Annotated in this window: 18 protein-coding genes; 3 read left to right on the top strand and 15 right to left on the bottom strand. The window is 73.9% G+C overall.

The features are described 5' to 3' along the window. Positions 1–83: 83 nt before the first annotated feature. The 4 genes from FZC61_RS04065 to lepA form a co-directional block, all read right to left on the bottom strand. Positions 84–1907: an AMP-dependent synthetase/ligase gene (locus FZC61_RS04065; RefSeq protein ID WP_148612812.1), complete on the bottom strand. Its 1824-nt coding sequence runs from the start codon at positions 1905–1907 to the stop codon at positions 84–86. A gap of 86 nt (positions 1908–1993) precedes the next feature. Then, positions 1994–2581: an MOSC domain-containing protein gene (locus FZC61_RS04060; protein ID WP_211357083.1), complete on the bottom strand. Its 588-nt coding sequence runs from the start codon at positions 2579–2581 to the stop codon at positions 1994–1996. 23 nt (positions 2582–2604) lie between these two features. Continuing rightward, a complete protein-coding gene (locus tag FZC61_RS04055) occupies positions 2605–3489 on the bottom strand; it encodes an aminoglycoside phosphotransferase family protein (protein ID WP_246142567.1) in 885 nt (294 codons plus the stop codon). Between the two features lie 12 nt (positions 3490–3501). Further along, positions 3502–5382, bottom strand: coding sequence for a translation elongation factor 4 (gene lepA / locus FZC61_RS04050; protein ID WP_148612806.1), 1881 nt, complete (start codon positions 5380–5382; stop codon positions 3502–3504). A gap of 104 nt (positions 5383–5486) precedes the next feature. On the opposite strand from lepA, the gene FZC61_RS04045 reads away from it, so the two are divergent. The 3 genes from FZC61_RS04045 (at position 5487) to rpsT (ending at position 7859) form a co-directional block, all read left to right on the top strand. Continuing rightward, complete coding sequence (locus tag FZC61_RS04045; RefSeq protein ID WP_148612804.1) at positions 5487–6476, top strand: phosphotransferase family protein; 990 nt, start codon at positions 5487–5489, stop codon at positions 6474–6476. Between the two features lie 18 nt (positions 6477–6494). After that, positions 6495–7481: a phosphotransferase family protein gene (locus FZC61_RS04040; RefSeq protein WP_148612802.1), complete on the top strand. Its 987-nt coding sequence runs from the start codon at positions 6495–6497 to the stop codon at positions 7479–7481. A gap of 117 nt (positions 7482–7598) precedes the next feature. Further along, complete coding sequence (gene rpsT, locus FZC61_RS04035) at positions 7599–7859, top strand: 30S ribosomal protein S20 (RefSeq protein WP_148612800.1); 261 nt, start codon at positions 7599–7601, stop codon at positions 7857–7859. A 71-nt stretch (positions 7860–7930) separates the two neighbouring features. On the opposite strand, the gene holA is transcribed toward rpsT, so the two are convergent. The 11 genes from holA to FZC61_RS03985 all read right to left on the bottom strand — a co-directional run bounded on the left by holA (position 7931) and on the right by FZC61_RS03985 (position 23236). Further along, positions 7931–8899: a DNA polymerase III subunit delta gene (gene holA, locus FZC61_RS04030; protein WP_148612798.1), complete on the bottom strand. Its 969-nt coding sequence runs from the start codon at positions 8897–8899 to the stop codon at positions 7931–7933. A gap of 69 nt (positions 8900–8968) precedes the next feature. Then, positions 8969–11332 carry a ComEC/Rec2 family competence protein gene (locus tag FZC61_RS04025; RefSeq protein WP_246142511.1) on the bottom strand — a complete coding sequence of 788 codons (2364 nt, stop codon included), beginning with the start codon at positions 11330–11332 and terminating at the stop codon, positions 8969–8971. A 10-nt stretch (positions 11333–11342) separates the two neighbouring features. Continuing rightward, positions 11343–12380, bottom strand: coding sequence for a ComEA family DNA-binding protein (locus tag FZC61_RS23355; protein WP_211357080.1), 1038 nt, complete (start codon positions 12378–12380; stop codon positions 11343–11345). 127 nt (positions 12381–12507) lie between these two features. Next, on the bottom strand, positions 12508–14208 hold the full coding sequence (locus FZC61_RS04015) for a hypothetical protein (protein WP_148612796.1): 1701 nt from the start codon (positions 14206–14208) through the stop codon (positions 12508–12510). A gap of 81 nt (positions 14209–14289) precedes the next feature. Then, positions 14290–17331: an ATP-binding protein gene (locus tag FZC61_RS04010; protein WP_170285972.1), complete on the bottom strand. Its 3042-nt coding sequence runs from the start codon at positions 17329–17331 to the stop codon at positions 14290–14292. A gap of 34 nt (positions 17332–17365) precedes the next feature. Continuing rightward, positions 17366–17737 (bottom strand): globin family protein, encoded by a 372-nt coding sequence (locus FZC61_RS22945; RefSeq protein WP_170285971.1) that lies wholly within the window; start codon positions 17735–17737, stop codon positions 17366–17368. 69 nt (positions 17738–17806) lie between these two features. Further along, the gene (locus tag FZC61_RS04005) at positions 17807–18697 is read right to left on the bottom strand and encodes a DegV family protein (RefSeq protein ID WP_148612793.1); all 891 of its coding nucleotides are present in this window, start codon (positions 18695–18697) and stop codon (positions 17807–17809) included. Positions 18698–18707: 10 nt separating this feature from the next. Further along, positions 18708–19037 (bottom strand): hypothetical protein, encoded by a 330-nt coding sequence (locus FZC61_RS04000; RefSeq protein WP_148612791.1) that lies wholly within the window; start codon positions 19035–19037, stop codon positions 18708–18710. Beyond that, entirely contained in the window at positions 19030–21528 is a 2499-nt protein-coding gene (gene leuS, locus FZC61_RS03995) for a leucine--tRNA ligase (protein WP_148612789.1), read from the bottom strand. The genes FZC61_RS04000 and leuS overlap by 8 nt, the downstream gene beginning before the upstream one ends. Before the next feature lie 152 nt (positions 21529–21680). Then, the gene (locus FZC61_RS03990) at positions 21681–22325 is read right to left on the bottom strand and encodes a TetR/AcrR family transcriptional regulator (protein WP_148612787.1); all 645 of its coding nucleotides are present in this window, start codon (positions 22323–22325) and stop codon (positions 21681–21683) included. A 2-nt stretch (positions 22326–22327) separates the two neighbouring features. Beyond that, the gene (locus tag FZC61_RS03985) at positions 22328–23236 is read right to left on the bottom strand and encodes an alpha/beta hydrolase (protein ID WP_148612785.1); all 909 of its coding nucleotides are present in this window, start codon (positions 23234–23236) and stop codon (positions 22328–22330) included. Positions 23237–23246: the final 10 nt, after the last annotated feature.

Here is a 23246-nt window from a genome sequence, read left to right as displayed (position 1 = left end):
CCCGACCGGTACCGCGGGGCCGAGCCGCTGACGTCCAGCGACGACCGCGGCCGCCCCCCGGGGGGCCCCTGCGCGGGTGTCCGTCAGGCGCCGTAGAAGCTGTCGATCAGCTCCTTGTTGTTGCTCTCGACGACGTTGCGCTTGACCTTGAGCGACGGGGTCAGCTCACCGGACTCGATGGTGAGGTCGTCGCCGAGGATCTCCCACTTCTTGATGGTCTCCCACCGGTTGAGGCGGGCGTTGAGCTGCTCGACGTAGTCGGCGACCATCGCGTGCGCCGCCTCGGAGGAGACGACCTCGCCGTAGGGCTTGCCGGCCATGCCGTTCTCCTCGGCCCAGCCCGCCATCGCGTCGGGGTCGAGGGTCACCAGGGCCACGACGAAGTTGCGGTCGTTGCCGAAGACCATGAACTGGCTGGCGTAGGGGCAGATCGCCTTGAACTTGGCCTCGATCGCCGACGGGGCGATGTACTTGCCGCCCGAGGTCTTGAAGAGGTCCTTGATCCGACCGGTGATCGTGAGGAAGCCGTCGGCGTCCAGCGAGCCCTTGTCGCCGGTGTGGAGCCACCCGTCGGCGTCGAGCGCCTTCGCGGTCTCCTCGGGGTTGTTGTGGTAGCCGGCCATGATGTGCGGCCCACGGAGCAGCACCTCGTCGCCCTCGCCGATCTTGACCTCGCTGCCGGGCATGGCCTGCCCGACGGTGCCCATCTTGTAGGCGTCGGGGTGGTTGACCGTCGCGCCGGCGGCGTTCTCGGTCATGCCGTAGCCCTCGAGGATGAGGATGCCCGCGGCGTGGAACCACTGGGCGATCTCGGCGTTGAGCGCGGCGGAGCCGGAGATGAAGAAGCGCACCCGGCCGCCGAAGCGGTCGCGCACCTTGCTGAAGACCAGCTTGTCGAAGAGCAGGTGCTGCACCTTGAGCGGCAGCGGCACGGACGCGCCGGTGCGCTTGAGCTCGTCGACCTTGGTGCCGACGGCGAAGGCCTGCGTGAAGATCTTCTCCTTCAGCCCCCCCTCGCTGGCGGTCATGGTGACGATGCGGGCGTGCGCCTTCTCGAAGATGCGCGGGGCGGCGCCCATGAAGGTCGGCTTGACCACGCCGAGGTTGTCGACGATCTTGTCGACGCGTCCGTCGATGGCGGTCGCGAAGCCGCAGGCGAGCTGGGTCGAGAGCAGCACCTTGCCGAAGGAGTGGGCCATCGGCAGCCACAGGAACTGCAGGTCGGTCTCGTCGAGGATGTTCTGCGCCTTGATCGCCGCGCCCTCGTAGACCCAGGCCCGGTGGGTCAGCCGGACGCCCTTGGGGCGACCGGTGGTGCCGGAGGTGTAGATCAGGGTCGCGAGCTGGTCGGCCGGGATCTTCTCGGCGGTCTGCGCGATGACGTCGGGGTGCTCGGCGAGGTAGGCGTCGCCGAGCTCGGCGAGCTGGTCCATGGTGATGACGTGGTCGCCGTCGGCGGTGCCGTCGAAGGTGACGACCTTGACGATGTCGCCGAGCTTGGCCGCCTGCTCGGTCAGCTTGGCCAGCTGGCTGTCGTCCTCGGCGAAGACGATGCGCGACTCGGAGTCGCTGAGGATGTACGCCGTGTCGTCGGCGTTGGTGCTGGGGTAGACCGTCGTGGTCGCGCCGCCCGCGCACATCACGGCCAGGTCGGCGAGGATCCACTCGTAGCGGGTGCCGGAGGCGATGCCGACGCGCTGCTCGGGCTCGAGGCCGAGCGACAGCAGGCCCGCGGCGAGGCGCGCCACGTGGTCGCCGGCCTGCTTCCACGTCACCGACTCCCAGGCCTCGCCCCGCGGGAAGCGGAACGCCTCCGCGTCGGGTGAGCGCTCGACCCGGTCGAGGAACTGCACCGCGACGTTCTGCGCGAGGGTGTCGACGAACGAGGCATCGTGGTTGACAGGCATGTCGATCTCCGGGTGACGTCCGAGACGGGTGGGGTTTCTGGTGAGTAACCTAGATCACGGCCGGCCGGGCGCGACAGGGGATCCCGTCACCCCGAGACGGGAGGGGCCACGACCTCGGCGAACGTCGACGTCACGGTGACCCCGGTCCCGGGTCGGTGGACCACCTCGATCGGGTCCCCCGCGCAGATCGTGCCGGGGACGACGACGCGCAGGTAGGCCCCCGGTCGCAGGTCCTGCGAGAACCGCTTGACCCAGGCGCGGTCGTCGTAGCCGTTGCGGGCCAGCCAGGCCTTGAAGGTCTGGCACGGGGTGCGGAACATCGTCACCTCGACGACCGCGTGGTCGCCGACCGGGTCACCGATCCGCCACCGCTCGCCGATCTCGGCACCGTTGACGTCGAGGCCCACGGTGGTGAGGTTCTCGCCGAACATCCCGTCGGGCACCGGCAGCCCCAGCATATCGGCCCACCGGTCGAGGTCCTCGCGGGCGAAGGCGTAGACGGCCTTGTCGGGCCCGCCGTGGTGTCGGCGGTTGGAGACCTCGTCGCCGTCGAGGCCCAGCGGCGCGACCGCGACGGGACCGGTCACCGAGGTCTTGTCGATCGAGGTACGGCCTATCGTGGTCCAGTCGACGCGACGGGGGCGACCGACGTTGACCGAGTGCAGCTGCGACACGGCCCGATCCTCTCACCCCGTGGTCAGTCCTGCACGGCCTTGGCCACCGTCACGCACCGGGTGATCCACGCCGTGTCGGGCTCGGCCTCCTCGAGCTCCCACAGGGCGTTGTGGAGCATCCGCACCACGACCCAGTCGCGGGCGCGGTCCTCGTCGAGCCCCGCGGCGTCGACGGTGGCGTGGAAGCGACGTCGTACGCCGCCGCGCACGTCGCCCTCGAGCTCGTCCCAGCGGTTCCACAGCAGCGGCGCGACCTCGTAGTGGGGGTCGCCGCTGACCGGCTTGGGGTCGATGACCAGCCAGGGCTCCCGGTCGGCGGCCAGGACGTTCTCGTAGTGCAGGTCGGTGTGGACCATCGTGCCGTCGGTCGCCTCGTCGGCGACGAACGACCGCCCCAGCGAGACCGCCTGCTCGACGAGCCGGTGCGGAACGGGTGCGCTGCGGGGCAGCCGCCCCAGGCGATCGGTCCAGCGCTCGACGTACGACGACAGGCGGCGCAGCTGGGGCGGTGCGGGCACGTGGAGGCGGGCGTAGAGGCCCGCGACGACCTCGCACGCCTCGAGGTCCCAGTGGTCGGTGAGGTCGGTCGGGTGGAGCCGCTCGAGCAGCATCGCGAAGCGGCGCGGGTCGGCCCGCAGCAGCAGCACGGCACCGTCACCGTGCCAGTGCTGCAGAGCGAGGTGCTCGTGCTCGGCCTCGTCGTGCGGCCAGCCGACCTTGAGGACGGCGGCCGTCGCGTCGCCGTCGCGCACCGGCAGCACGAGTGCGCAGTGACCGTGGACCGGGTCACCCTCGGGCGTGAGCGACCACTCGTCGAGCAGGTCGCGCAGCAGGCGCGGGAGCCGGTCGACCCAGGCCGCCCAGTCGGGTCCGCGGGCGGCCATCGCGAGCACGCCGGCGGGGAGCACGACGGGCAACGGCTACTTCTTGCCCTTCTCGGAGGAGCCGGCACCGTCGTTGGAGAGCGCGGCCACGAAGGCCTCCTGGGGGACCTCGACGCGGCCGACCATCTTCATCCGCTTCTTGCCCTCCTTCTGCTTCTCCAGCAGCTTGCGCTTGCGGGTGATGTCGCCGCCGTAGCACTTGGCCAGGACGTCCTTGCGGATGGCGCGGATGTTCTCGCGGGCGATCACGCGCGCGCCGATGGCGGCCTGGATCGGCACCTCGAACTGCTGGCGCGGGATGAGCTCCTTGAGCTTGCTGGCCATCATCACGCCGTAGCCGTAGGCGGCGTCCTTGTGCACGATCGCGCTGAAGGCGTCGACGGGCTCGCCCTGCAGCAGGATGTCGACCTTGACCAGGTCGGCGGCCTGCTCGCCCGAGCGCTCGTAGTCGAGGGAGGCGTAGCCCTTGGTGCGCGACTTGAGCTGGTCGAAGAAGTCGAAGACGATCTCGCCCATCGGCAGCGTGTAGCGCATCTCGACGCGGTCCTCGGAGAGGTAGTCCATGCCGCCGAGGTTGCCGCGCTTGGTCTGGCAGAGCTCCATGATCGTGCCGATGTAGTCGCTGGGGCTGAGGATCGTGGCCTTGACGACGGGCTCGCGGACCTCGGCGATCTTCATCTCGGGGAACTCGCTGGGGTTGGTCACCTCGACCGAGGTGCCGTCCTCGAGGACCACCTCGTAGACCACGTTGGGGGCGGTCGAGATGAGGTCGAGGTCGAACTCGCGCTCGAGCCGCTCGCGCGTGATCTCCATGTGGAGCAGGCCGAGGAACCCGACGCGGAAGCCGAAGCCCAGCGCGCCGGACGTCTCGGGCTCGTAGACCAGGGCCGCGTCGTTGAGCTGGAGCTTCTCGAGGGCCTCGCGCAGGTCGCCGTACTGGTCGCCGTCGATGGGGTAGAGCCCGGCGTAGACCATGGGGTTGGGGTGCTTGTAGCCGCCCAGCGGCTCGGTGGCGCCGTGGTGCTGGGTGGTGACGGTGTCACCGACCCGCGACTGGCGCACGTCCTTGACGCCGGTGATGAGGTAGCCGACCTCGCCGACCCCCAGGTCGCCGGCCTTGACCGGCTCGGGGCTGATCACGCCGACCTCGAGCATCTCGTGCACGACGCCGTTGGACATCATCTTGATCCGGTCGCGGTGGCTGAGCTTGCCGTCGACCACGCGCACGTAGGTGACCACGCCGCGGTAGGTGTCGTAGACGGAGTCGAAGATCAGCGCGCGGGCCGGCTTGTCGGCGTCGCCGACCGGCGGCGGAGTCTCGGCCACGATGTGGTTGAGCAGCTCGGCCACGCCCAGGCCGGTCTTGGCGCTGACCCGCAGCACGTCGTCGGGGTCGCAGCCGACCAGGCCGGCGATCTCGGCGGCGTACTTGTCGGGGTTGGCGCTCGGCAGGTCGATCTTGTTGAGCACCGGGATGATGTGGAGGTCGGCGCCCATCGCGAGGTAGAGGTTGGCCAGCGTCTGGGCCTCGATGCCCTGGGCCGCGTCGACCAGCAGGACGGCGGCCTCGCAGGCCTCCAGCGAGCGCGAGACCTCGTAGGTGAAGTCGACGTGCCCGGGGGTGTCGATCATGTTGAGCACGTAGGTGCCGGGCTCGGCGGCCTCGCCGTTGTCGGCGGGCACCGTCCACGGCATGCGGACGGCCTGGCTCTTGATCGTGATGCCGCGCTCGCGCTCGATGTCCATCCGGTCGAGGTACTGCGCGCGGGCCGCGCGGGCGTCGACGACGCCGGTCAGCTGCAGCATCCGGTCGGCCAGCGTGGACTTGCCGTGGTCGATGTGGGCGATGATGCAGAAGTTGCGGATGATCGCGGGGTCGGTGTGACCCGGCTTCGGCGCGGCGGCAGGCGTGGACATGATGCCTGGCATTCTTCCAGGCTCCCCCTCGCCCGCCACATTCCCTGGCCACCAGCACGGTGAGGCGATCGCGACGACGAGGACGGGGACGACAGGATGGGGGCGTGAGCGAGAGCGTGGGGCGGCCCTACCCGGCGCCGGTGGGGCGGACCGCCAGGCGGCTGGAGTGGCAGCACCTGCCGCCCGAGCTGCGCGCGGTCGTCGAGGGGCACCTCGGGACGCCGGTCGCCCAGGCCGTCTCGCAGACCGCGGGCTTCACCCCCGGCTTCGCCTCGGTGCTCGTCGGCGAGGACGGCTCCCGGCACTTCGTGAAGGCGGCCTCGGTGAGGGCCCAGCGCGTGTTCGCCGACTCCTACCGCGAGGAGGCGCGCAAGCTCGCGGCCCTGCCCGACGGCGTACCGGCCCCGCGGCTGCGGTGGGGGCACGGGCTCGACGGCGACCGCGACTGGGTGGTGCTCGGCATCGAGCACGTCGAGGGCCGGGCGCCGTCGCGGCCGTGGACCCGGGACGACCTCGACGCCTCGCTCGCGATGCTGGCCACGACCGCCCGGGTGCTCACGCCGCCGCCGGCGGACCTGGCCCTCGACACGTTCGCCGCTGAGCTCGCCGGCTGGCCGGCGCACTGGGACTACGCCCGCGCGGCCTTCGTGCTGCCGCACGGCGAGGAGGCGGCCGCGCTCGCGGCCCGCTACACCGAGGTCGTCGGCGGCTCGACCGTGGTCCACACCGACGTGCGTGACGACAACATCCTGCTGCGCCCCGACGGGACCGCGCTGCTGTGCGACTGGAACTGGCCGGTCGTCGGCGCGGCCTGGCTCGACTCGCTGCTGCTGCTCATCGGCCCGCGCGGCGACGGCCTCGACGTCGAGGCGGTGCTCGCCGACCACCCGACGTTCGCGGGGGTCGACCCCGAGGCGGTCGACGTCGTGCTCGCGCTCGTGGCCGGTTACTTCCTCAAGACCGGTGACGACCCGGTGCCGTCGTCGTCGCCGTACATCCGTGAGCACCAGCGCTGGCAGGCCGACGTGGTCTGGGACTGGCTGTGCGAGCGGCGGGGGTGGGCGACCGGGGACGAAGCCGGGCAGGAGCCGTGAGCGAGCCGTGAGCGAGCCGTGAGCGGGCCACGGGCGGTCGGGACGCACCTGCCGTACGCCGAGGTCCCGGCACCGCTGCGGGCGTGGGTCGACGACACCCTGGGCTCACCGGTCGTGCGCACGGCCGAGCAGACCGGCGGGATGTCGCCGGGGTGCGCGACCCGGCTGGTCTGCGCCGACGGCACCCGGGCGTTCGTCAAGGCCGTCGGGGCCGACCTCAACCCCGACTCCCCCACGCTGCACCGGCGCGAGGTGGTGGCCCTGGGGCTGCTCGGCTCGCACCCGCTGTGGGCCGACCTGCTGGCGTCGTACGACGACGGGTCGTGGGTCGCGCTGCTGCTCGAGGACGTCGAGGGCCACCACCCCGACCTGACCGACGACACGACGATGGCCCGGCTGCTGGAGGCCACCGACGAGCTCGTGCGGGTGATGCACGAGCGCGTCCCGCAGCCGCCCCGCCCGCCCGAGGCCGACGGCAACCCCCTCTACCGGCCGGGGCTGACCGACCTCGGGGCCGTGTTCCGGGGCTGGTCGGCGGGCCTCGACCACGCCGGCGAGGTCCCGGGTGACCTGATGCCCCGCTGGGTCGTGGAGCGCGCGGACGACCTGCGCGCCGGCCTCGACGACCTCGCCCGGGTCGGCACCGAGCACCTGGTGCACTACGACATCCGCAACGACAACCTGCTCGTGCGTCCCGACGGCTCGTTGGTGTTCCTCGACTGGGGCGGGTGCGGGATCGGCCCCGACTGGCTCGACCCGATGCTCGCGCGGCTCGAACGGGTGCACCTGCCGTGGTTCGACGACTCGCTGGAGACCTCGCCGGCGCTGGCCCGCGCCGGCGACGACCTCGTCACCGCGGCCCTCCTCGGGCTGGGTGCCTTCCTGGCCTACCGGGCCCACACCGCGGTCGACGTCAACCTGCCCACCCTGGCGGCGTTCCGGCGCCGGGAGTCGGCCCGGTTCCTGGGTGCCGCGGCACGCCGCCTGGGGATCCCGCCGGATTAGGCCCGGGCTCGACCCCACTGGTAACTTTGTCCGTCGCGTGTCAGGCCGCTTCGGCGTGCCCACGCTCCCAGACCTGCAGCACCGTCCAGCACGATCCCATCGAGGCGAAGGCACACCGTGGCGAACATCAAGAGCCAGATCAAGCGCAACAAGCAGAACGAGAAGCGCCACGAGCGCAACAAGGCCGTCAAGACCGGCCTGAAGACCGCGATCCGCAAGTTCCGCGAGGCCGCCGAGGCCGGCGACAAGGACCAGGCGATCACGCTGGGTCGCGAGGCCAACAAGGCCCTCGACAAGGCCGCCTCCAAGGGCGTCATCCACAAGAACCAGGCCGCCAACCGCAAGTCGGCGATCTCCAAGAAGGCCGCCTCGCTCTGAGCTGAGCCCTGTCGCCACGACCCGTCACCTCGAGGTGGCGGGTCGTCGTGCTTGGCGGGTCGTGTGGTGGGTCAGTCGCGCAGGCCGGCGACCGTCAGCACCAGCCGCTCGAGCGCGTAAGCCGCGTCGCTGGCCGCGCCCTTGACGTCGGCGTCGGCCTGGGCGACGGCCCGGATCGCGCGGGCCAGGCCCGAGTCGGACCAGGACTGCGCCTGGCCGCGGATGGTCTTGAGCTTCCACGGAGGGACGCCGACGGCCTTCGCGAGGTCGGCCTCGCGCATGCCCCGCGCGGCACCCTTGTAGCGGGCCAGGCCCCGGGCGCTGCCGGCGAACGCGGAGGTGATGAGCACCGCCGCGGTGCCGTTGTCGAGGGCCCAGCGCAGCTCCTCGAGGGCCTGCTCGCGGCGCCCCGAGAAGGCGTGGTCGGCCACGACGAACGACTTGGCCTCGGCGCGGCCGCCGAAGTAGCGGGCCACCTTGTCGGCGGTGAGCTTCTCGCCGGGGAAGTCGTTGGTGAGCTGGTGCGCGGCGGCCGAGAGCGAGCGGAGGTCCTGGCCGACGGCGTCGACGAGGGTGCGTGCGGCCTCGTTGTCGATGGTCGAGCCGTGGCGACGCACCTCGGAGGTGACGAAGCCCGGGAACTCCGAGGCCTTGGGCTCCTCGGACTTGTGCTCGGTGACGGTCGCCATCTTGCGCAGCTTGGTGAGGTGGCCCGAGCCCTTGGGGCCGCCGCCGTGCACCAGCACCAGGGCGATGTCGTCGACCGGGTGCGCGGCGTAGTCGAGCAGGCCGGGCGCGGCGTCGTCGGTGAGGTGCTCGAGGGCGCGGACCACGACGAAGCGGGTCGAGGAGAACAGCGACGGCGCGGTGAGCTCGCCCAGTGTCGCGGCGCTCAGGTCGGCGGCGGGGCTCTCGGCGACCTCGGCCTCGGGGTCGTGGGCCAGCACGACCTCGCGGGCGAGGTCGACCGTGCGCTGGTTGAGGAACTCCTCCTTGCCCGTGACCAGGATGACCCGGCCCAGCACGTCGCCCGCTCGCATGCCGACACCCTGGCACATGCCGCCGACAGGACCGGAGCACCCTGCCCGGCCAGGTCAGATCAGGTCGGGTCACCCCCCGCGGCTGCGCACCTCGACCCCGCCGCCGTCGGTCGGCAGCACCAGCACGTCACCGTCCTGGTCGGTGCGGCGTACGTCGGCGCCGGCGTCGGCGAGGGCCGCGACGAGGTCGCGGGAGGGGTGGCCGTAGTCGTTGTCGGCGCCGACGGAGACCAGGGCGACCTCGGCGTGCAGCGACAGCAGCCAGGGCAGGTCCTGGTAGCGGCTGCCGTGGTGGGGCACCTTGAGCACGTCGACGTCGAGACCGGCGACCTCGACGGCCAGGGCGGCCTGACCGGGCGGCTCGACGTCGCCGGTCAGCAGGATCCGGGTCGACCCGACGTCGGCGACGAGGACCACGCTGGCGTTGTTGGCGGTGCTGCCGTCGCCGGGCCCGGCCACCGGGGGCCCGGGACGGGGCCAGACGGCCTGCAGCACGACGTCGCCGACGCGGCGGGCACCGATCGCGGGCAGGGTCGGGACGACGCCGGCCGCCCTGGTGGCCGAGACGACGTCGCCCACCGCCGCGGGCGGGTCCAGCAGCGAGGTCGTCCACACCGCGCCCACGGTGCGGCCCTCCAGGACGCCGGGGAGCCCGGCGACGTGGTCGGCGTGGAAGTGGGTCAGGACCAGCAGCGGGACCTGGTCGATCCCCAGGTCGTCGAGGCACCGGTCGACGGCGGCCGGGTCGGGCCCGGCGTCGACCACGACCCCGGACCGCGGCCCCGCGTGCAGCACCAGGGCGTCGCCCTGGCCGACGTCGCACATCGCCATCACCCAGCCCGTGTCGGGCCATCCCGGGGTCGGGAGCGGGACGGTCGTCGCCACCACCGCGGTGGCCACCAGCGGCACGGTGAGCCTGGGCGAGCGCAGCACCACCGGGGCGAGCACGGTGAGCGCGAGGCACCCCACGGTGAGCGCGGCCAGCGACCAGGCGTCGGTCCCCCAGTCGAGGGTCGGCAGCGGCAGGTCGGCACCGGCGCGGGCGACGGTGGCGATCCACCCCACGCACCAGGCCGCGCCGGTCCCCAGGAGCCGGCCGAGGGCCGGGACCACCAGTCCCGTCAGTCCCCCGGTCAGGCCGAGCACCGTGGCGGGGCCGACCACCGGTGCCACCACCAGGTTGGCCAGGACCGCGACGAGGCTGACCTGCCCGGAGAGGGCCGCGACGACCGGGGTGCAGGCGACCTGCGCGGCGAACGGCACCGCCACCGCCTCGGCGAGCCAGCGCGGCAGCCAGCGGGCCAGCGCGTCGCGCCACCCGGGGGCGAGCAGGACGATCCCGGCGGTCGCGAGCACGGACAGCACGAACCCCGCGGCGACCGCGAGGGCCGGCTGCACCAGCAGCAGGACCACCACGGCCACGGCCAGGCCCCGGGTCGCGCGGCGACGCCCGTTGGACCCCATCGCCAGCAGGCCGACCGTGCCCATCGCGGCGGCTCGCACCACGCTCGGCTCGGTGCGGGCCAGCAGCACGAAACCCCCGATGCCGAGCACCGCCACCAGCGCCAGCCACCGGCCTCGCACCCGGCACCAGCGCGCGAGGACCAGCAGAAACCCCACGACCAGCGTGAGGTTGGTGCCGCTCACCGCGGTCAGGTGGGTCAGGCCGGTCGCCTTGAAGTCGTTGACCAGCCCGGGGTCGAGCGCCGCGTCGTCACCGTCGACGAGCGCGGGGACCAGCGCCCGCTGGTCGTCGGGCCGGTGCGCGACCGACGCCCGGATCGAGGCCCGCATGGCTCCCGCGCCCCGCCACCACAGGTCCGGCTCGCGCAGTCGCTGGGGTGCCGCGGCCCCGGTCAGCAGGGCGGACAGGCCGCTGCGGTCGCCGTCCGGCACGACGAGGCGCCCGTGGGTGCGCACGGTCGCCCCCCATGGTTCGTCGGCCCAGGCCGGGTCGCCCAGCACGAGCACCGGCACCGCCACCCGGTGCACGAGCCCGCGCCCGACGACCTCACGGACCTCGAGGCGCACCGCCACCTGGTCGCCGAAGGGGCTGGAGACCGGCTGGGGGTCGGAGACGACCACCGCGACGACCTCGACCACGGCCCGCTCGCCGGCCAGGTCGGCCACCGGGTTGTGAGCCACGGCCTCGGCCCGCACGAGCGCCGAGGTCAGGACCCCGGCCGCCACCAGGAGACCGGCCAGCACCGTCGCGAGCTCTCCGGGACGGCGCCGCACGCGGGTGACCGCCAGCAGGGCCCCGCCGATGCCCAGCACCGCGGGCACGGCGACCGCGGACGGCAGGAACTGCGCGGCCAGGCCGCCGACCCAGGAGGCGACCGCGAGCAGCGGCATCCGCAGGTCGGCGGCGCCCGGACCGGGGGCCTGCCCGGGAGCCGGGCCGAGGGCCGGCACGTCGGTGAGCCGCGGCACCCTCGCGGCCTCACACCGTCACCAGCGGGGTCAACCTGGCGAGGGTCGCCTCGCCGATGCCGTCGACCTCGAGCAGCTCGGTGATCGCGGTGAACCCGCCGTGCTCCTCGCGCCAGCTCACGATCGCTGCCGCGGTGACCGGTCCGACCTCGGGCAGGCCCTCCAGCTGGGTCTGGTCGGCGAGGTTGAGGTCGACCAGGGCCGCCGGGGCCGCCGGGGCCGCCGGGGCCGAGGAGCCCCGGTCGCCACCGGCCGACCCGCTCGTGCCCGCGACGGCGGGCGGTGGGGCTGCGGCCCCCGGGACCCCGACGAGGATCTGCTCGCCGTCGACCAGCGGTCGCGCCAGGTTGAGCGTGGTCAGGTCGACCGTGGGTCGGGCCCCGCCGGCCTCGGCCAGGGCGTCGACCACCCGGGAACCGGCCTCGAGCACCACGATGCCGGGGCGGCGTACGCGGCCGGCGACGTCGACCGTCACCGTGCCCCCACCGGCCGGTGCTGCCGGGCCACCGGGCACGGTCGCGACCGTCGTCGGCACCCCGTCGACGGGCACCAGGTCGCCCGCGGTCGCGGCGCCGGCCGCGACCGGCGCCGCGACCGGCACGGCCGGCTCGGGGTCGTCGCGCACGACCTGCCAGCAGGTCCAGGCCAGGGCCACGGCGACCAGCAGCGCCACCACCGCGACCGGCCCCGGCGCGAGGCCCACCCGCCCCCGCAGGGTCTCGGGCAGCAGCGAGGACCACGCGAGCCCCCGACGATGGGCGTGGCGGCCGGGCTCGCGCACCACGACCGGCTGCGGCGAGACGGCCGGCGGCCCGGCAGGCGTCGGCACGTCCCACGTGTCGGGCTCGGGCTCGAGGCCCGGCTCGCCCCGCGGCTCGGACACCACGTGCAGCGCGGGGCGCAGCGGGGCGATCCGCGTGTGCTCGCCCCACCACTCGTCGCCGACCGCGGGCGCCTCGTCACGGGCTGCCGCGAGCTGCTCGGAGAGCAGCGCGAGACGTCGCGAGACGGCTTCCTGGTGCTCGGGGCTGGGGCGTCGACTGCGCATGCCGAGGACCGTAGGCCGCCACGGCGTTCGAGATCGCGGACCAGGGGCGGACCTGTGGAGGACCGCGTGCGCCGTTCTGCTTGTGGAGGACTCGTGGCGATCCGGGGTCGTGCGCGCGACCGGACGACTAGCGTCGGCGCAGGATGCGGATCGTGCGTGACACCGCGGGTCCCAGGTTGCCCGGGCCGTCCTGGGCCCGGACCCGGAGCGTGTGGCGACCGGGGCGCAGCTTGGTGCTGGTGAAGCGGGTGGCCGTCAGGGACCTGCCGCATCTCCCCCACGCCCTCGCATCCACCCGGCACTGCGTGCGCGAACCGACGAGGTCGACCCGGAAGCGCCACGTCGGGGTGCGGTCCTGGGTCCGGCGCGGGCCGGCCAGCCCCAGGACGTGCGGGGTGGGGTCGAGAACGCTGAGCGCGCCCGACACGCCGGTGATGGGGGGCGTCGAGCCGTCGGTCACCGGCAGGTCGGTGGCGGTGGTCGACCCGCCGAGCAGGACCCGGCTGCCGGGCAGGAGCGCCAACCGGTAGCCCGAGACGTCGCGGTCGGGGAGCACGTAGGTCGACCACCGCAGGTGCCGGGCCGCGCCGTCGAGCTTGGCGGCGTACAGGTGAGTGGGGCCGGCTGCCGTCGGCCTGCCGGGGAGGGCCGCCACCCGTGGCGCGTCGGTGGCCGCCGACGAACCGACGACGTAGAGGTCACCGAAGGAGTCGGCGCGCACCGTCTGCAGGTCGGAGGGGCCGTCGGTGCCGCCCAGGGTCGCCGCCCCCGACAGGGTGCTGCCGTCACCGGACAGGCTCACCACCAGGCCCTGGCGCTGCGTGGTCGACGCCCTCGGCAGACCCGTGCCGCCCGGGAAGTCGCTGCTGAAGGTCGCACCGACCAGGACGAACCGGTTGCCGACCGCGGCCACACCGAAGAGGTCGTCGAGGTCGTCTCCGCCGACGAGCTCGCTCCACGACAGCGTCCCGTCGGGAGCGAAGCGGCTGACGAAGCCGTCGCGGCCACCCCGGAGCACCGTGCCACCGGGCAGGGTCGCGCCGACGGTCGTGAAGTCCGACGAGCCCGTGTAGCCCACGACCACCGCGCCACCGCCGGGCGCGGCGGCCAGAGCGCTGACGCGATCGACGTTGGAGCCCCCCGAGAGCACGCTGACGGGGCGCGTCGCCAGGTCGGCGGAGAAGCGGGCCGTCCACACCTCCTCACCCTGGGCAGCGGAGTAGCCCGACGTCACCGGGAAGGCCGCGGAGGTCGTCGAGCCGGCGACCCACAGGCTCCCGTCGCGATCGACGGCGACGGCGTCGGCCTTGTCGCGGCCGGTCCCCCCGAGGACGACGGAGTCCTTGACCGTGGCGAGGTCGGCGCTGAGGACGGTGACGAACGCATCACCCTGGCCGGCCGGTGCCGTCCCCGCGTTCCCGGGCGTGACCGGGAAGTCGGCGGAGCTGGTCTCGCCCACCACCACGAGGTCGCCGGACCCCAGCAGCGTCGCCGCCACCGGCACGTCGCCCTCGGCACCGCCGAGGAACCGCGAGTCGAGCACCGCACCAGAGGCGCTCAGGCGCAGGATCGTCGCGTCGTAGCCGGCACCGGCGCCGTCGATCTCGAGGGACCCGTCGTTGTAGGAGTACCCGATGACGTAGGCCGTCCCCGCCGGGCCGGACACCATGTCGTAGACGTCGCCGGCGCCGTAGCCGGTGAAGCCCCGCACGAGCGGCGGCGCCGCGGCGGCACGGGAGTCGACGACGCCGGTCGCCGGCGCCGCGGCGGGGCAGAGCGTGGCGGCGAGGGTGAGCGCCACCGAGGCGGCGAGAGGTCGAGCGGGCATGCGGTTCCACGTCCTTGGTCAGAGCTGCGGTGTCCGAGCCTGCCCTCGGGGGCCTTGCAGGGCACTTGAACCGGACGCGGCTCACCTCCCGGAGGCCGCACGCGCGGCCCGCAGTCGTACGTCGCGCAGGCGCCCGCCCCAGCTGAAGTCAGGAGTCCCGGGCTCGACGGCGTCCACCAGCCCCAGGGCGCGGACGGGGTAGCCGGTCTCGAGCTCCGCCTCGGCGGCCAGGAGCGTCACGACCGGGTCCATCACCTTCACCCCGAGGCCGCGCCAGCGTGCGAGGACGTCGCGCAGGTCGGCCAGGGCCCGGTCGCGGGCCCCGGTGCGCCCGGGGCCCTCGGGTCGGCGGACCGCGGCCCAGGCGGCGACCAGGCGGGCCATCTCCTCGGCGACGACGAGGCCGCGTTCGGCGGCACGCACCCGACACGACTCCGCGAGCGGGTGGGCCACCTGGTGGTCGCCGCGGGCGACGTGGAGGAGCGCGATGTTGAGGACGGCGACGAGGGCCTCCGGGGCCGGGACGCGCTCGGCGCGGTTGAGTGCGTCGTCGGCGACCCGCAGGGCTCTGTCCTCCTGTCCCAGCTGCAGGTACGCGTGAGCGAGGGCGCCCTCGGCGACGACCGTCAGGTCAGCCCACGACGGGCCGTCGGCCAGCGCGCCGTCGAGCAGCTCGACCACCCGGCCGAGGTGTCGACAGGTCTCCTCGGGCCGTCCGTCGGCCGAGGCGACCAGCCCGAGCGCGAGCCGCCCGACGAGCTCGGCCTCGTGCCCGATGCCGGCGCGCCCACGGAGCAGCGGTGTCGCCTCGGCCTCGATCTGGTCGAGCTCGGCCAGGGCGAGCAGGGTCGCCACCCTGCGGCACAGCAGGTCGACGGCCTCCTGGTCGAGCCGCTGGCGTCGCGCCAGCGCCACCAGGGCGGCGACCCGGTCGCCCAGCTCTGCGGAGAACCAGCCGTGCGCCACCGCGGCCCGCGCCGCCTCCCGGCGTACGACGCCCATCAGCGCAAGGTCCGCCTCGGGCCCCGCCGGCAGTCTCCCGGCCAGCTCACGAGCCCTGGCCAGCCACACCTCGACGACGGGTGAGCGTGGCTGCGCCACGACGCTGTCGATGCCGAGGAGGAGTCCGGGCAGCGCCTCCTCGGGGGGTACGACGTCACCGGCGGCCACCAGGTGGAGCGCGACGTCCTGCGCCCGGGCGGCACCGGTGAGGCGACGAGCGAGGTCGGCGTGCCAGCGCGAGCGGACGGCCCGCGGCGTGTGGTCGAGCACGGCTGCGTGGACCAGGTCGTGGGGGAAGCGCACGAGCGACAGGCTCTCGACGACCTCGACCAGCCCGGCGGCGACGACCTCGTCGACCGCGGCGTCCACCGCGGCGACGTCGTGCCCCTGGTCGACGAGCACGCCCGTCGCGAGGGTCAGGGAGGCCTCGCGCCCGATGGTCGCGGCGAGCTCGACGAGGAGCCGTGCCGTGGTGCCCAGCGGGTCGAGGCGGGTCGCGATGAGGTCACGCACCGTGGCCGGCACCCCGCCCACCGCGTCGTCGCCACGGCCGACGAAGCGGGCGAGCTCGAGGAGGAAGTACGGGTGCCCCTCGGCCTGGGCGAGGACCGACGCGACCTGCTCGGTGGTCAGCGGCGCCGGCGTTCCGTGCGCCACCAGGGTCGTCGACGCTGTCTCGTCGAGTGGGGTGAGCGCGAGGTCGACCAGCGCGGGGACGTCCGCCAGCCACCGGCGGGCTCGCTCGGACCCGCCGGGGTCCGACCCGACGGGCCCGCGGGTGGTCACGACCAGGAGCAGTGGCCACCGCGCCGCCTGGCGCGCCAGCGCGGTGAGCACCGCGACCGAGACGGGGTCGGCCCACTGGACGTCGTCGAGGACCAGGACCAGGGGGGCCTCGGCCGTCAGGCCGGTGACCTCGTGGGCCCACGCGGCGACGAGACGCTGACGCGCCGCAGCACCGCCGTCGAGGTCGGAGGCCGATCCGGTCTGCAGCTCCCGAAGTGCGCGTCGTGCCGGCGAGTCGGGCAGCGCCGTGAGGATCTCGAGCCACGGGCTCATGACGGTCGCGCAGCGGTCCTCGCGTGCGCTCCCCCACGCCACCCGGGCGCCGGACGCGCGCGCGTCCCGGACGAGCTCGGCCACCAGGCGGGTCTTGCCCAGGCCCGCCGCACCGGTGACCAGGACGACGCTGCCGCGGCCGGCACGCGCCTGCTCGAGCGCGTGGTTCAGCTGGTCGAGCTCGACCGAGCGCCCCACCATCGGCAGGTCCGGGGAGGTGTCCATGGCCTGGCCGGGCGCCGTCACCGGACGTGGGGTGCCCGTCGCGTCGGGCAGCAGGGCGCGATCGTGGCGCAGGACCTGCCCGTGCAGGCGTCGCAGGGCGGGTCCCGGGTCGACACCCAGCTCCTCGGCGAGCCGCAGTCGTACCTGCTCGTAGGCCGCGAGCGCCTCGGACTCCCGACCGGAGACGTACAGCGAGTGGACGACCAGGGCGTGCGCGCTCTCGCGCAACGGGTGACGAGTCGCCAGCGCGGCCGACTCCGCGAGCGCAGCCGCGGCGTCGCCACGGCGGAGCAGCAGGTGCGTGCGCAGCTCGCGAGCACCCAGGACGAGCTCGTCGAGCTGCCCGGCGACCGCGCGCCCCTCGGCGTCGAGACGGTCGACGACGTCCTCCATCGTCTCGCCACGGACCAGTCCGAGCGCCTCGTCGACGAGGCTCGCGGCCGCAGCCGGGTCGTGGCGGGCGCGCTCCACGGCAGCGGCGTAGAGGCGACGGAACACCTCGGCGTCGACGCTGTCGCCTGCGACGTCGAGCAGGTAGCCCGGTGCCCGGCGCACCACGACGGGCTCGCCGCGTGATCCGTCGACGGCACGCACCTCGAGGGCGCGCCGCAGGCGCGACACGTAGACCTGCAACGTCGACAGGGCCGTGGGGCTCGCCCGGTCGCCCCACAGCTCCTGCACGAGGCGGTCGGCGGAGACGACGCGCCGGTGCTCCAGGGCGAGCAGGGCGAGCACGGCACGCTGCTTGGGTGACCCGACGTCGCACGTGGCCGCACCGCGCGAGGCCTCGACCGCGCCGAGGACGCCGATCCGCAGGCCGGGGGTCGTCTCAGCCACGCAGTACCCCCTCCCGCTCGCCCGAGCCGAGCGGCTAGCCGTCCCGGTACGCCGTCGTGAGCCGGACGCGCAGACCGGCGAGGCGCCAGGCGACGGCGTCGACCACGTCGGCGTCCACCTCCAGCAGCCACAGAGTATCGACGGCGAGGCTGACCGCGAGGTCGAACAGGTCGTCGAGCACCGAGGGCGGGAGGGCCAGGGCGCGGAGGCTGTCCCAGGTGCGTGACTGCGGTCCTGCGGACTCGGTGTCGGCCAGCGCGGACGCGACGAGGTCGCGTGCGGAGCTGTGCACGGTGTCGAGGTCGATCTCGTGGAGGACCGGGGCCAGCCGCGGATCGGTGACCAGCCTGCGCACGCACCGGTCGACCAGCACGACCAGGGCGCCGGCCCCGCCGATCTGAGCCACGAGAGGGGTGCCCGTGGGGGCAGGCTGGACCCCCTCGCTTGCACGAACCTTGCGCGGAGGGCGGCCGCCTCAGTCGACGTCGATCATCAGCCGCGAGGCGACGCAGACCGCGATCATGCCGGGACCCACGTGGGCGCCCAGGACCGCGCCCACCTCGGCGCACCAGACCTCGCGGCCGTCGAGCTGCTCGGCCAGCCGGTCGGCGAGCGACGCGGCCAGCGTCGCGGCGCGCTCGGGGCTGGCCAGGTGCGCGACGCACACGTCGACCTTCGCCTCGCCCGCCGCGGCGACCGCGAGCTCGGCGAGCCGGGCGAGGGCCCGGCCGGAGGTCCGCACGCGCTCCAGGGACGACACGACACCGGCGTCGATCGTCAGCAGCGGCTTGACCGCGAGCGCACCGCCGAGCAGCGCGGCGGCTGCGCCGATGCGGCCGCCGCGGCGGAGGTACTCGAGCGTGTCGACGTAGAAGAACGACGCGCAGGCGTCCGCCTGGTGCCGCGCGGCCGCCCCGGCCTCCTCGGCGGTGGCGCCGGCGGCAACGGCCCGGGCGGCGGCCAGGGCGGCGTAACCGGTGGCGACCCCGACCTGACGGCTGTCGACGCAGACGACCGGCACGGCGGCGTCGCGCGCCGCGACCTGTGCGGACTCGAAGGTGCCGCTCATGTCGCCCGACAGGTGCACCGAGACGATCTGGTCGGCCCCCTGGGCCGCGAGGCGCCGGTAGACCTCCCGCAGCACCTCGGGCGCGGGCCTCGACGTGCTGACCGGGCGGAAGTCGCGCAGGGCGGCGGCGATCGCCTCCGGCGTCGCCTCGGGCGAGCCCTCGTCGTAGGCGTCGGCCCCGACGACGACCTGCAGCGGGACGACGGTGAGGTCGTGCGCGGCGACGAGGTCGGCCGGGAGGCTGGCGGTGGAGTCGGTGACGACCGCCACGCGGGGCGCCGCCGGGGGTGCTGACATGCGGCGGAGCCTAACGGGGCTCGACGGTGAAGCCGGCGGCGTCCAGGAGCGTGGTCACCCGCGCGGCGCGGCGCCGTCCCATGGTCGCCCAGGCGGTCGTCGTGCCGTCGCTGACCTCGAGCCAGCGGTCGGTGCCCGGGGGCTCCCACCGCTTGCGCTCGAGCCGTACGACGTCGCCCGCGTGGCGCACGGAGCGTCGGCCGCGCCGGTCGGTGAGGACCAGCGCGCCCGGCGCCACCGTGAGGTGCCCGGGCCCGCCGAGGTGTCGGCGGAAGTGGACCCCGACGAGGACCCGCGCGCCCTGCTCGCCCTGCGCGCTCCCGGCAGCGCCCTCAGACAACGACGTTGACCAGCTTGGGCTCGCGCACGACCACCTTGCGCACCTCGCGCCCGTCGATGGCGGCGATCACGGCGGCGTCGGCCAGGGCCAGCGCCTCCAGGTCGGTGGCCGAGATGCCGGGCGAGACGTCGAGACGCGCCCTGACCTTGCCCTGGATCTGGACGACGGCCACCACCGAGTCCTGCACCAGCAGCGCCTCGTCGACGACCGGCCAGGTCGCCTGGGCGACCGACGGGGCGTGGCCCAGCCGCTCCCACATCTCCTCGGCGACGTACGGCGTCACCATCGACAGCAGGATCGCGACGGCCTCGACCGCCTCCCTGACGGCGGGGTCGGCCGGGCCGCAGCCCGAGTCGATCGCCTTGCGGGTCGCGTTGACCAGCTCCATGGTGCGGGCGATCATCACGTTGAACCGGTGGCTCTCCACCAGCTCCTCGGCGTCGCGGACGGTGCGGTGCGTGACCGAGCGCAGGACCCGGTCGCCGCCGGACACGTCGACCCCGGCGGGCGAGGTGACGTCGCCGCTCAGACGCCACGCCCGCTGCAGGAACTTCAGCGACCCGGCCGGGCTCATGTCGGCCCAGTCGATGTTGTCCTCCGGCGGGCTGGCGAACACCAGGGTCAGCCGCACGGCGTCGACGCCGAACTCGTCCAGCTGCTTGCCCAGGTCGACGCCGTTGCCCAGCGACTTGCTCATCTTGCGCCCGGCGTTGATGACCTTGCCCTGCGACAGGTAGGCCGAGAAGGGCTCCTGCCAGGTCAGCAGGCCCATGTCGCGCAGCACCTTGGTGAAGAAGCGCGCGTACAGCAGGTGCAGCACCGCGTGCTCGTCACCACCGATGTACAGGTCGATGGGGCCCCAGGCTTCGGCCAGCTCGCTGCTGAACGCCTGGGTGTCGTCGTGGGGTGACAGGAAGCGCAGGAAGTACCACGACGAGTCGACGAAGGTGTCCATCGTGTCGCTGTCGCGCCGGGCCGGTCCGCCGCACGTCGGGCACGACACCTCGACCCAGTCGGTGGCCGCGCCCAGGGGCGAGGTGCCCTTGGGCTTCAGGTCGGCGCCGCGCAGCGCGGGCAGCTCCACCGGCAGCTGGTCCTCGGGGACCGGCACCTCGCCGTCGACGGGGCAGTGGATGATCGGGATCGGCGCGCCCCAGTAGCGCTGACGGCTCAGCAGCCAGTCGCGCAGCCGGAAGTTGACCGTGCCCTCGCCGGTGCCGTCGGCCTCCAGACGCGCGATGATCGTCGAGATGCCCTGGGCCTTGTCGGTCAGGCCGTCCAGCGGCCCGCTGTTGACGTAGGTGCCGTTGCCGGTGGTCGCCTCGTAGGTCTCCTCGGGGTTGGCCTCCCCGGTGTCGACGACGCGGCGCACGGGCAGGCCGAACACCCGGGCGAAGTCCAGGTCGCGCTGGTCGTGGGCGGGCACGGCCATGATCGCGCCGGTGCCGTAGTCGGCCAGGACGTAGTCGGAGGCCCACACCGGCACCTGCTCACCGGTGACCGGGTTGGTCGCGGTGACGCCCAGGTCGACGCCGGTCTTGGTGCGGTCGGTGGCCAGCCGGTCGATGTCGGAGGCCTTGCGGATCTCCTCGACGTACGCCGCCAGCGCCTCGCGCCGCTCGGGCGCGACGATCTCGGCGGCCAGGGGCGCGTCGGCGGCCACGACCATGAAGGTGGCGCCGTACAGCGTGTCGGGACGGGTCGTGTAGACGGTGACCGGCTCGTCGCGCCCGGCGACCCGGAAGCGCACGTGCGCGCCCTCGGAGCGACCGATCCAGTTGCGCTGGGCGTTGACGACCTTGCCGATCCAGGTGTCCTGCAGCTCGTCCAGGCAGTCGTACAGCTCCTGGGCGTAGGCGGTGGTGCGGAAGTACCACTGGGTCAGCTCGCGCTTGGTGACCTCGGCGCCGCAGCGCTCACAGGTGCCGTCGGCCAGCACCTGCTCGTTGGCCAGCACGGTCTGGTCCTGCGGGCACCAGTTGACCGGGCTGTTCTTGCGGTAGGCCAGCCCCTGCTCGCGGAACTTCAGGAACAGCCACTGGGTCCACCGGTAGTACTCCGGGTCGGAGGTGTGCAGCCGGCGCGACCAGTCGAAGGCCAGGCCGTACTTCCTCATCGACGCGGCCTGCGTCTCGATGTTGGCGTAGGTGTAGGTCGACGGGTGCTCGTCGTTGCGGATGGCGGCGTTCTCGGCCGGCAGGCCGAAGGAGTCCCAGCCCATCGGGTTGAGCACCTCGAAGCCGCGGAAGCGCCAGTAGCGCGCGATCACGTCGTGCAGCGCGAGCACCTCGGCGTGGCCCATGTGCAGGTCGCCGCTGGGGTAGGGGAACATCGTCAGCGCGTACTTGCGCTCCTTGGGCGAGGCGTCGTCGGCCCGGAAGGGGTCGAGCCGCTCCCACACGGGCAGCCACTTGTGCTCGACCGCCTTCACGTCGAAGGTCGCCGCGTCGCCCGCGCCGTCGGGCGCGCCCTGGGTGCTCTGCTCGCTCATCGTCTGTGCTCCTGCTCGTCTGCTGCTGCTCTGCCGGGTCCGGACATGAAAAAACCCCTCGCATGGAGGGGTGGCCGCGCGATCAACGATCGATCAGCGCGGCTGTCCAAGAAGCAGGGTGTCGGTGCTCATGGACCCATCCTACCGCGTGCTCACCCCGGGTCGCGCGCAGGCGCCAGCATCATCGGCATCAGGTCGTGGACCTGGACGGCGAGCACGTCGAGCACCTCCTGCGCCGCGGCGCCGTCGCCGGCCTGGTGGGCCAGCAGCGCCTGCTGGAAGACGCCGTCGAGCACGGCGTACGCCGCCCGCGGCGACAGGGCGGGTGGGCGGTCGGACAGCTCGGCGTAGCGGGCCACGACCCGCCAGACCATGTCCTGCAGGGTGGCGTCGACCTGGGTGGCAGGCTCTCGCAGCCGCTCCTCGAACATGGTCTGGGCCCGCAGGTCGTACCAGAGGCGGTGCATCGGCGCCTCGTCGCACAGGGTCTCGACGAGCGTGGCGGCGAAGCCGTCGAGCAGCTCGTCGGGCGAGGTCGACTCCTCGACCACGACGTCGTAGCGGGTCACGCAGCGGGCCTTGTAGAGACGGACGCTGTAGACGACCAGCGCGATCTCGTCGGGGAAGAGCCGGCGGACGGTGTCGCGATCGAGCCGCGCGTCGTCGGCGACCGCCGCCAGGCTCGTCCGGGCGTAGCCGACCTCGCCGAGCGTGCGCAGCGCGGACTCCGCGAGCAGGTGACGCCGGACGTCGTCCTGCTCGGCGGGGGTGCGGCCTGCGAGCCGGGTCTCGGGCACGGCTACGACGCCCCGGGCGCCGGTGCGAGCACCGAGTCGAGGAACGCGACCTGCGCGGCGACGGACTTCTCGAAGACCTCGCCGCGGTAGATCTCGAAGTGCCCGACGTCGAAGCGCCGCACCTCGACCCGGCCGGCCGCCTTGCGGGCCACCCTCTCGACGGCCGACGGCGGAGCGATGGTGTCGGCCGCGGCGACGACGAGCATCAGCGGCATGGCGAGCTCGGACGCCGACGTCACCGGGCGGTTGACGAGGATCGGCAGGATCCCCCACGCCCTCATCTCGTTGACGAAGGTCGGGCCCATGATGATCTCGTAGCCCGACAGCCCGTCGTGCGAGGTGATCGCGGCCAGCGAGCCGGGCGGCCCGACGATCGGGATCGTGTAGCCGCGCTGGACCACACCGCGCAGCGCGTGCCCGGTCAGCCTGAGCAGCTGGACCACGCCGGCGTACTTGACGATCTCGACCACGGCGGCCAGGCCGTCCATCGCGGCGCCCTGCGAGACCACCGCGGCGACCCGCGGGTCGCCGGCCGCGACGGCGACGACGTGACCCCCGGAGTACGACGACCCCCACAGCACCACGCGGTCGGGGTCGAGACCGTCCATCGTGCGCACGTGGGCCACGACGCTGCGGTAGTCGTCGCGGTGGCGCCGGTGGTCGACCACCTGGCGTGGCGTGCCGTCGGAGGTGCCGAAGCCGCGGTAGTCGAAGACGACGACGTCGGCCCCCGCGGCCGCGAACCGCTCGGCGAACGGCGTCAGGCCCGCGTCCTTGGTCGCACCGAAGCCGTGGGCCATCACGACCACCGGCCGGCCGGCAGGCGTCGTCCAGGCGTCGGAGGCCGCGCGGTAGTGCCAGGCGGAGAGGCGGGTGCCGTCGGAGGCGGTGAGGTCGAGGTCGGTGCGCACCCTACGATCC

The organism is Nocardioides rubriscoriae (genome assembly GCF_008087085.1).
In the GTDB taxonomy this organism is placed as follows: domain Bacteria; phylum Actinomycetota; class Actinomycetes; order Propionibacteriales; family Nocardioidaceae; genus Nocardioides; species Nocardioides rubriscoriae.
This window is presented reverse-complemented; position numbering and strand designations above follow the sequence as displayed.